At 70.4% G+C, this 8,875-nt stretch carries 13 protein-coding genes; 6 read left to right on the top strand and 7 right to left on the bottom strand.

Features of this window, described 5'->3' with window-relative positions; translation table 11 throughout:
* The first annotated feature begins 136 nt into the window (after window positions 1-136).
* Window positions 137-493 (top strand): hypothetical protein, encoded by a 357-nt coding sequence (locus tag ACFY9S_RS39575; protein ID WP_391138817.1) that lies wholly within the window; start codon window positions 137-139, stop codon window positions 491-493.
* On the top strand, window positions 490-843 hold the full coding sequence (locus ACFY9S_RS39570) for an ASCH domain-containing protein (protein ID WP_391138815.1): 354 nt from the start codon (window positions 490-492) through the stop codon (window positions 841-843). Before ACFY9S_RS39575 ends, ACFY9S_RS39570 begins: the two co-directional genes overlap by 4 nt.
* A 94-nt stretch (window positions 844-937) precedes the next feature.
* Here the strand turns inward: ACFY9S_RS39570 and ACFY9S_RS39565 are convergent, their stop codons facing one another.
* Window positions 938-1,198 (bottom strand): chaplin family protein, encoded by a 261-nt coding sequence (locus ACFY9S_RS39565; protein ID WP_391138813.1) that lies wholly within the window; start codon window positions 1,196-1,198, stop codon window positions 938-940.
* Window positions 1,199-1,473: 275 nt separating this feature from the next.
* Here ACFY9S_RS39565 and ACFY9S_RS39560 point away from each other — a divergent pair, with 275 nt between their 5' ends.
* On the top strand, window positions 1,474-1,698 hold the full coding sequence (locus tag ACFY9S_RS39560; protein ID WP_391138811.1) for a helix-turn-helix domain-containing protein: 225 nt from the start codon (window positions 1,474-1,476) through the stop codon (window positions 1,696-1,698).
* A gap of 367 nt (window positions 1,699-2,065) precedes the next feature.
* On the opposite strand, the gene ACFY9S_RS39555 is transcribed toward ACFY9S_RS39560, so the two are convergent.
* From ACFY9S_RS39555 to ACFY9S_RS39530, 6 genes are all read right to left on the bottom strand, one after another.
* On the bottom strand, window positions 2,066-2,419 hold the full coding sequence (locus ACFY9S_RS39555) for a hypothetical protein (RefSeq protein ID WP_030039549.1): 354 nt from the start codon (window positions 2,417-2,419) through the stop codon (window positions 2,066-2,068).
* 399 nt (window positions 2,420-2,818) lie between these two features.
* Entirely contained in the window at window positions 2,819-2,998 is a 180-nt protein-coding gene (locus tag ACFY9S_RS39550; RefSeq protein ID WP_391138809.1) for a hypothetical protein, read from the bottom strand.
* 306 nt (window positions 2,999-3,304) lie between these two features.
* Window positions 3,305-4,351: a hypothetical protein gene (locus ACFY9S_RS39545; protein WP_030039551.1), complete on the bottom strand. Its 1,047-nt coding sequence runs from the start codon at window positions 4,349-4,351 to the stop codon at window positions 3,305-3,307.
* Window positions 4,352-4,817: 466 nt separating this feature from the next.
* Window positions 4,818-5,669 carry a maleylpyruvate isomerase family mycothiol-dependent enzyme gene (locus ACFY9S_RS39540; protein WP_391138807.1) on the bottom strand — a complete coding sequence of 284 codons (852 nt, stop codon included), beginning with the start codon at window positions 5,667-5,669 and terminating at the stop codon, window positions 4,818-4,820.
* 66 nt (window positions 5,670-5,735) lie between these two features.
* Window positions 5,736-6,350 carry a transposase gene (locus ACFY9S_RS39535; protein WP_391138805.1) on the bottom strand — a complete coding sequence of 205 codons (615 nt, stop codon included), beginning with the start codon at window positions 6,348-6,350 and terminating at the stop codon, window positions 5,736-5,738.
* Window positions 6,260-6,799 carry a winged helix-turn-helix domain-containing protein gene (locus ACFY9S_RS39530; RefSeq protein ID WP_391138803.1) on the bottom strand — a complete coding sequence of 180 codons (540 nt, stop codon included), beginning with the start codon at window positions 6,797-6,799 and terminating at the stop codon, window positions 6,260-6,262. Before ACFY9S_RS39530 ends, ACFY9S_RS39535 begins: the two co-directional genes overlap by 91 nt.
* A gap of 589 nt (window positions 6,800-7,388) precedes the next feature.
* Here ACFY9S_RS39530 and ACFY9S_RS39525 point away from each other — a divergent pair.
* From ACFY9S_RS39525 to ACFY9S_RS39515, 3 genes are read left to right on the top strand one after another with little or no spacing between them, the layout of a single operon-like run.
* On the top strand, window positions 7,389-7,799 hold the full coding sequence (locus ACFY9S_RS39525; RefSeq protein ID WP_391138802.1) for a hypothetical protein: 411 nt from the start codon (window positions 7,389-7,391) through the stop codon (window positions 7,797-7,799).
* Complete coding sequence (locus ACFY9S_RS39520) at window positions 7,796-8,662, top strand: integrase (protein WP_391138800.1); 867 nt, start codon at window positions 7,796-7,798, stop codon at window positions 8,660-8,662. The genes ACFY9S_RS39525 and ACFY9S_RS39520 overlap by 4 nt, the downstream gene beginning before the upstream one ends.
* Window positions 8,659-8,868, top strand: a complete 210-nt coding sequence (locus tag ACFY9S_RS39515; RefSeq protein ID WP_391138798.1) for a hypothetical protein — start codon at window positions 8,659-8,661, stop codon at window positions 8,866-8,868. The genes ACFY9S_RS39520 and ACFY9S_RS39515 overlap by 4 nt, the downstream gene beginning before the upstream one ends.
* Window positions 8,869-8,875: the final 7 nt, after the last annotated feature.

The raw sequence follows: 8,875 nt of genomic DNA, 5'->3' as shown, positions 1-8,875 counted from the left end.
CAGCAGCCTCGGCTATCGCAGTCCCGCCGAATACGAGACCGCACTCGCAGCCTGACCACCACACCGATGGTGTCCGTCAAAGCGGAACAAGCTCAAGGAGCTCGCCGCGCTCGCGGAGGCCGACGTCCTGCAGGTGATGGTCAAGGGCACCGACTGGATGCCCGGGAGCCTCCTGGTCGACGGCGCTCTCCAGGCCGTGGGCCTGACTCGGGGCCAACTGCCCGCTCGGCTGTTCTGCCCGATGATCGTCGGCGAGACGGGCGCCAAGCTCTCCAAGAGCCTCATCCGCTCCGGGGAGGCGGCGTTGCCCGCGGGCGCTGAACCGTGGATGCTCGACACCAGGAAGTGGCCCGGCACCGTGGGGAAGTTCGCGGACCGCCTGCTGAACCTGGCGGGACTGCTGCTGTCCCACCCCCGGCACTTCTTCCGCTCGTACTCGGCTGCGGAGCTGTCGCGGCTGATGTCCTTACCCGCAGGGAGCCCGGCTACATGAGCACCACCTCAGCCCGCGTCATCGAGCTGAACCTGTACCCCCAGTACTTCGACCTCGTGGCCACCGGCCGCAAGACCCGGGAAGTGCGGGTGAAGTACCCGAAGTTCGAAGGCCTGGCGGTCGGTGACCTGATCCGGTTCGCCGTGAAGAACACCGACCGGTCATGCATGACGCGAGTGACACGGGTCGCCGAGTACGCCTCGTTCGAGGAACTCCTGGACGCCGAAGGGCCCTCCCAGGTGAACCCAGAGGCGACCCGTGAGGACCAACTGGCCAACATCCGGCGTATCTATCCGCCGGACAAGGAAGCGCTGGGGTGCCTGGCCATCGGTATCGAGCTGGTCGACTGACCCCAGAGAACGAGGCCCCCGGCCGCCCCTCCACGGAGGGCGCGGTCGGGGGCCTTTTTGCGTTAGCGCCCGTGAGGACGACCCGCCGGGCGGTCTACATCATCGGAAGGTCTGCGCCGCCGCACCAGTTATAGGGGCGCGATGCCGGCACCTGGAGGAGGTTGCCCGTAGCGGAGCCGGTCGAGTTCGCCGCCGTGCCGGTCGTGCGGCTGTCGTCGTGGTTGACGCACGTGTTGCCCTCGGACGGCCCGAGCCCGGCCCCGATACCGCCCGCCTGTGCGGACCCAACGGTCATCGCCAGTGCAGCGGTGGTGAGCGCTGTCGTGACGAGCGCCGTTCGTGCGGTTCGGTACATCTGCATCTCCTGTCGGTCGGCTTTAGGCCGTCCAACGACACCTGTGCGCGGCGGTCACACTGTGCGGTTTTCGGGTTGACGCATGAGCCGCCAGGCTGGAGGCGACCACCGCGCACAGGCCCCCGGCCGCCCCTCCGACGAGGGCGCGGCCGGGGGCCTTTCTCATGCCGTCACAGGAGTCCGCGCCCGTGTGGCACACTGCTCCGCCGCTCCCGGCTGTCCCCGTATGGGACCGCATGGGGCGGCATGTCCACCACGCCCGAAGGAGGCCCCCCGTGGGCACTGACAACGGCCCGGAGTGGCTGACGCGCGTCCAGTTCGCCGCCGCCCTCCAGGTCCACCCCAAGACCGTGTCCCGCTGGATCGCCGCCGACCCGGAGATGCGCGTACAGCGCCTCGGGCCGACCGGCCACCGCGTCCGCGTCCGCGTCCACCGATCCGAGCTGGAGCGCCGCCGCTCCGGCATGTCCCCAATTGAAGACACCACGGCGACCGCCTGACGTCGCCCGCGCGCTGCATGGTTCTGGGCCTGGCGCGCTGCACCACCCGGAGGCCGGCCACCGCGCCGCCTCCTGACGCCGATGGTTGAGGGCCTGGCGACACCCACGAGCACGGAGGCACCCATGCCTGCCGTCGACCTTCCCAGCCGACCATCCGCCGGACCCGTCCCGGCCGCCTACCTCGGGCAGCTCGCCCGCGAGTGGGAAGCCACCATGCCGGCCGTCCTGCTGCGCTCCCGGTTCCTCGGGCTGCTGTACGTCCTCCACGACCGCGCCGACGAGCTCGGGCACGTCCGCCCGCGCCACGGTGCCGACGTCGTCCAGGACCTCGTCCACCCAGGCGCCGCGCTGGCGCTTTGCCTGATGGTCAGACAGCGCGTAGCCGCGGCCCCTGGAGGGTTTCCGGCTCTTCGACGGGGTCGGAGGCGGCTTCAGCCGCCCCTTCTGCCGTGTCCTGGGCCGCGGAGCGGAACTTCGTCTTGAGGTGCGGCGTCGCCTTCATGGTGGCGGCGGTGAGCGCACCGCCCGCTACCGCGGAGACCGCGACAAGCCCGGCGACGGCACGTTTTCCGTTGAGCAGGTCCGCGTGGCCAACCAGGTTCCTGGCGCCGTCACGCAGGAGCGTGCTGTACCCGCCGCTCGCCGAGTTCGACAGGGCCGTCCCTACCGCGCGCTTCACCAGCATCAGTTCCCAGACCGAGCCACCCCAGCGAATGTTCATGGGGCCACTGTAGGAGGCTCCGGGGAGGGGAAGTGGCGGGTTTCGCGCGTATCTCCTCCGCCCACCAACCGGTCCCCATAAGGGACGTGTCCCCGGCCGGGATGGGTCAGTCGTCCAACGGCCCGGGCATCTCCTCCGCGCGGCACGCCCCGCACATTACGTACGGGGAGCCCGCCCGGGTCGGCTCGCCGCACCGGCAGCGGACGAAGCGGCTCTGTTCGGCGAACGGACATGTAGTGCTGTTCACGACGCTGTCACCCACGCCTTGGACGCCCCCGAGCCAAGCTCCACAGGACTTCGCCCCCCTACGACCGGCGCCGGGGCCGTCTCGACAACAGCCCCGGCTACCGCATTGCCGCCCGGATCGCCGAAACGGCTCCCCGGTGGGGACGACTAGCGTCAGTACCGGATCTGCACCCACAGCAGGAGCAGGCTCACAGCCCCACTCCCGACGCCGTAGGCCAGGCCACGCGCCAGGTGCTGCTGGACACGCCACTCCCACATGCGGCGCCAGAGCCCGGCCATGCGGCCCTCCGGCTGCTCCCCGCCCTCGCTGTCCGTCTTGCTACCGTCGTGCATCGGATCTCTCCCTGTCGTGGTTGGGGTCCCGCGCGGGGAGCTCACGTCCGACGATTGCCTGCCCGGGCCATCGGACGGGGCTCCCCGTGGGTGATCGGGTCGATGGCCCGATGCGATGACCCTGCCGGACAGGGCTTTAGCCCCGCAACTGACCCCAGAACGGGCACCAGTTGCGTGAATCTGTGGGCAGGTGAACAAGGTTCGTAAGCAACTGTGGGCATCTGTAGGCGCGCTGGGCTGCGACTTTGGCCGAAGACGCACGCATGTTTGGCTGGCAGCCGCCCTAGCGGGGTCCGGCCCCGAGCATCACACAGGGCCGAAGCGGGGGGCGCAGCCATCGCACAGGGCCTCCGCCATGCCGGCCGTGCGGCCGCACACCGCGCACGGGGTGTCCTCGCGGCAGTCGGCGGCCGGGACCAGGACGTCACTCGACAGGGATGGCACCAGGCGGCCCACGTTGCCGTGCGCGCCGGGTTCCAGCTCCCGGACGCGGTAGGCGACCGGCGGGCCGTCCTCGCCCCACTCCACGGCGTACACCACGGCGGGGCGGCCGTCGCCGAAGCGGACCCGGGCACCGGGGGCATGGCCGCCGTGCCGGTCGACCAGGAGGGCGTCCAGCCAACCCTTGACCGCGAGCCACATCACGCCCGGTGCCTCCAGGACACCCGAGGCGTTCCGCACGGTCGGCTCCCACGTTCTGCGCCACTGGTCGACCAGGCGGCCCACGACGTGCCGGGCGTCGACCTCCTGCCAGGTCCTCAGCTCCCGGTCGTCGCTCTCCACGGCGTCCGCGTACGCGTCGATCCGCGGCTTCACCTCGCCCCACCAGACGGCCGGCACCTTCGTCATGAGGCGCGCGGCCGCCCGGTCCAGTGGCTCCATGAGCGCGTCTACCGCCGCCAGGTCGTCCGCCTCGACGGCGGCCCGCAACCGCGCGCGGTCCGGCATCAGCTCCGGGCGCTGGTCCGTGAGCATGGCGTAGACCAGGGCGAGCAGCCATTTCGTCTCCCACGCGTGGAACCGAGCCCACCGGGAGGAGACGTTCTCCCTGGCTTCCTCATGGCGTCGCATGACCTGGTCCGCGCGGCCGCCGGGCAGTTCTGCAGCACGGCGCACGTCCCAGCTCGCCGTGCTCGTCGCGTCGGCCGGCCTCCACGCCCAGCACGCGGTGCCCGGGTGGCCCGTGCCGTCGCAGCCCTCCGGGCATGGCGTGCTGGCGATCGGCACCGCGACCGGCGGCCGCGGCTCTTGGTCGACTGCCCCGGCGAGGCGGCGGCGGGCGGCGGTGTACGAGATGCCCTCTCGCGCCGCGAGGTCGCGGGCGGCGCGCTTGGCGTGCTTGTCGGTGGTCATGGACCGGTCGCTCTCCCGGCGGCGGACCCCACGCATCGGCCGCCGTGGCGTCGGTGGACCACGAGAGGCGCTACGGGGCGTTGCTGACGTCGCGTGAGGCTGAGCCCCTTGTCCTCGTCGCCGTCTCGGCGTGGGCGGGTCCGGCTCGGAGTCGGGCCGACGCGAGGGCGGCCGCCTCCACGGTAGCGACGTTGAACCCTTCACGGAGCCGGAGTTCCCGAAGGGGCGGCAGGCGGTGCAGCCGGCGGGCTGGTGGAAGAGTGCCGCTCGGTGGGCGTACCGAGTTCGCTCGCATCCTCTTCGGTGCCGGTGAAGACCAGCACCAGTGCGGTCACCACGGCGGCGGCGACCATGATTGCCTCGCCCACGTTGTCGGGCGCTACTGAACTTGAATGCGTGATGTCGGCCTGTCATCTGTGTCGGCTGGCGACACACCTGGGAGGTGGACCTCGACGCTCAGCGTCCATCAGTAGACGATGGACACGATCTGGCAGGCAGCTTCGGCGATCTGGCGCTCTCCGCTGATGCGGGCTCGGGCAAGGGCAGTATCGGGATCAATGCCGCGGGTGCAGAGTCGCCAGGCGGTCTCTGAGTCCAGCCGCACTGATGCGGCCGGCTGGCCTCTGGGCGCTTCGGCCAGTGACCAGCGGTCCGCGGTGGCGGTCACGGTCCAGGTGCCGACGGCTGGCTCATCGATGACCACCTGGAGTTGTGTCCCGGCGGGTGTGGGCGTGTGACGCAGTGTGTGGGGCAAGGCCCGCATGAAGGTGTCCAGGACCGTGGCCAGAGCGTTGGGCTCCGGATCGGTGTCCTGGCCGGTGGCATGTCGGATCTGCTGGCGGTGGGTCCAGTACTCGGTGAACTCCCGGGCGATGTCCAGCCACTTGGGCGCCGGGTTGGCCCCTGCCCAGGACACTCCCAGGCCCGTGGTGCCGAGGTCGGTGCCCTCCAATTGACGGGCGACCTGGGTCCCGGCCAGTTCCAGGGCCTCGATGAGCTCTGCGGGGCTGTGATCGGCGTGGAGGTCGATCCATTCCTGGTTGACCCGGTGGATGAACGCTTCCAGTGTCTCTCCAGCCGCCTTGGTGCGCTGGTGACTCTCTGTGCTCCAGCCGAGACGGCCGTGGTAGTCGCCGAGGATGTGGGCGGCAAGATCGTGGACGGTCCAGCCCGGGACCGCAGCCCTGCTCCACTCATTGCGCCGCAGGCCGCGTAGCACGTCGAGGAGCGACGCGAGCTCTGGCCCGAACAGCGGGCGGGCGTCGATCGGCTTGCCCAGCCAGGAGGGGTTGGATACGTCGTTGGGCTGGAGGCTCATGGTCAAAGCCTGGCAGCCGGGAGGCTTGGTCTTCCATCGAATACCCCTTCACCTCACGGGGCCCGGTCAGCCGCCCATGGTCAGACCTGTGCCGGCCAGACAGCCGTCGACCAGGTCGGGCCGGTACTGGATCTGCTTGAGTCTGCGCTTCACAGCCCGGGTGATCTGGGCCAGGTCGGCTGCGGCGAGGTTGCCGAGGTCGCGTTTGACCAGCGACCAAATGCCCTCCTGCGGGTTCAGGTCGGGTGCGTAGGCGGGCAGCTGGAAGACGGTGAGCCAGGCCGCGTTCGCAGCGATGAACTCCCGCATCCCGGCTGTGAGATGAAGGCGTACGTTGTCCCAGACAAGCACGATGGGCCCGCCGAGCTGGATGCGGGCCCGCACGACCAGGTCGCGCAGGTCCCGCCAGCCGAAGCCCTTCGGCTGCCCCAGGCGGCCGCGGTATTCGCGCACTGCATAGAACATACGCGAGCGCCGGCCCGGCTGGTAGCAGACCATCCCCGCCATCGACACCCGGCCCGATCCTCTTCCGCGTACCCGCACCACGGGCGTGCAGCCCCGCCGTCCCCAGGACCTGGAGCGCGGCGGCGTCAGCGACTGCCCGGCCTCGTCCTGAAAGACGATCCAGGCACCGAGCGCCGCCGCGGTGCTTTTACCCGCGGCCAGACGTCCTTCTTCCACAACTCGACGGCCGTGTCGTCGCGCTCGATGGCCCGGCGGGCGGGCTGCTGCCACGACCAGCCGTGCCGCTTCAGCAGCCTCCACGTGCCTTGGAGCGTGTATGAAACGCGGAATATGCGACCGATCAGCGTCTTCACCCTGGCCAGCGTCCACCGCTGATCCGCCCAGCCGTGCGTCAACGGCCCACGCTCCAACTCGCGTTCCAGCCGGGCCACTTGCACATCACTGAGCTGAGGTCGTCCGGGTGATCCCTTGGACGCAACACCGGCCGCGCCGCGTTCGCGCCAGGACCGGCGCCACCGCTCCACGGACCGCTCGCTCACCCGCAGCGCGGCGGCGACCTCCCGGTTCTTCTCCCCACGCTCGAATCGCTCCACAGCCCCCAGCCGGACCCGCTCCCGCGCTGCCCTCCCAGCGTCGGTCAGCCCGCCGCCCTGCGCATATCTCACAACCCCACGCTTATCTGACCACCGCAGAGGCGTCAGGAGAACGCCCCGACATCACCCAATCAAGTTCAGTAGCTGGGTCCGCGAGTGGCGGTAGAGGCCGTAGCCCACAACACAGGCGATCACGAAGATCGCAAGGCGAACACCTTCGATGTGTACCGTCATGACGGGCCTTTTCGGCTCGGGGGGCCCGCCGCCTCGACCCGCCAAGATCCCGGCGGACGGGCCCCAACCAGGGCCCTGCGGATACGGGGCCCTACGCCCCTTGAGAGGTCCGGACGGGTCTCAGACAGCAATGAGGACCCACCTCCATGCGGGAGCGTGGGTCCTCTGTCGTTAAGGAGGAAATTGTCATTCGGCGATTTCGTCAAACAGTGAAGTGCGTCACAGCCCGTTTCAGCGTGTCCCAGTGAACCGGCACCTTCCGGCTGGTGTCGCCGGTCCGGCCCTCCAGGACCCATGTCCCCGGATCTTCCCGTGCGTTCCCGCATGTCCCCGTCTGACGTCGGATAACTCTCCTTTATCCGACGCGACAAACTGGATGTGACACCGGGTCAAGTCCTCGCGCCGGAACGTGAGGAGACGCCCCGTCATGGCCGCCAAGCCGTACTTGACCGACGCCCCCGAGACGCTGGAGCACTCCCCCGACTTCTACGCCACCGCCCTCACCCTGAACGACGTGGAGGAGCTGCGGGCGTTCCTCGAAGCCCGCTGCGACGAGGTCTACGGCCGGTACCGTCCGGACACTTCCGAGGCCCGCATGGTGCAGGCGTTCTACGAGGCTGTCGGTAACCAACTGGACGAACTGGCGGACCTGATCGCGGACAGGAACCCGGAGAAGCTGAGCGCCCGGGCAACGGCCTGGGACTGCCTCATGCACATCGTGGCGCCCTGGCGCGGCATCCCCGGGCACAACGGCGAGCGTTGGCGAACCATCCACTTCCCCAGCGAACTGGACCGCGCCAAGGCACGCGCCACGGTGCACCGCCAGGAGGCGCGGTGAGCACCGCGGCGGAGATGCCGGCGCTTCCGGCCGGGGACGAGCGGGCCGCCCTCGTCGTGCAGTGGGCTCAGCGTCACGGCGTGGAGGTCGCGCAGCGCCTCGCGGACGCGGAGGACTTCGCGGACGCGGTGCAGCGTCGCCTCACCCCGGCGAACACCACGGACACGTACGCGAAGGCGTGGCGGGTCTGGACACGGTTCTGCACCGACCAGGACTTCCCGGAAATGGCGCCTACCCGCGGTGCCCTCGTCGCCTTCGTCGTGTGGCTGCTGGACCGGGGCCAGGTGAGCGGCAAGGGCTACGCGCCGTCGTCCGCCTCCACGATCCTCGCCGGGGTCGTCGTGGAGCTGCGCCGTCGGGGCGCGGAGGTGAGCCGGGACGACCAGGCGCAGGCCCGGGCCACGCTGGAGGCGGCCTCCGTGGAACTTCTCAAGGCCGGGGAGCGGCGCGGCCGGGGCCAGGCGGCGGCCGCCGAGGTGCCCGACCTGTACCGGGTGGTGCGTGCCTGTCCCGACACTCTCGCCGGGGCCCGGGACAAGGCACTCATCCTGACCGGCTTCCACTACGCCTCCCGGGCGCAGGACCCCACCGGCCTCCTCGCCGGGGACGTCACGCTGACCCCGCGCGGGCTGGTCGTCTCGGTCCTCACCGGCAAGACCAAGCACAGCGTCCGGGACGCGAAGATCAACTATCAGGCTGACCCGGAGGTCTGCCCGGTGGAGGCGTGGAAGGCGTACCGGGCCCGCCTCGCTGCCGAGGCTGAGCCGCGCTGGTCGGAGCCGACCGCGCCCGCGTTTGTCGGTGTTGACCGGCACAGCAACGTCACCGGCGGCATGGTCCCCGACTCCGTGACCCGGGCTTGAAGCGGATCAGCGTCCGCGCCGGGGTCCCGCTCGCCTGGACCGGCCACTCCCTTCGCATCGGCCTGGCCACGACCGCCCGACGCAAGGGGAAGGACGCCGTGGCCATCGCGGACCAAGGCGGATGGGCCCGGCACTCCCGCTCCATGAACGGCTACTTCCAGCGGGTCGACGGCTGGGAGGACAACGCCACCGCCGGCCTCACCTGACCTCCCA

The organism is Streptomyces sp. NPDC012474 (assembly GCF_042955185.1).
GTDB lineage: Bacteria > Actinomycetota > Actinomycetes > Streptomycetales > Streptomycetaceae > Streptomyces > Streptomyces cahuitamycinicus.
The sequence above is the reverse complement of the archived record's forward strand: the minus strand, read 5'-3'. Positions and strand labels throughout refer to the sequence as shown.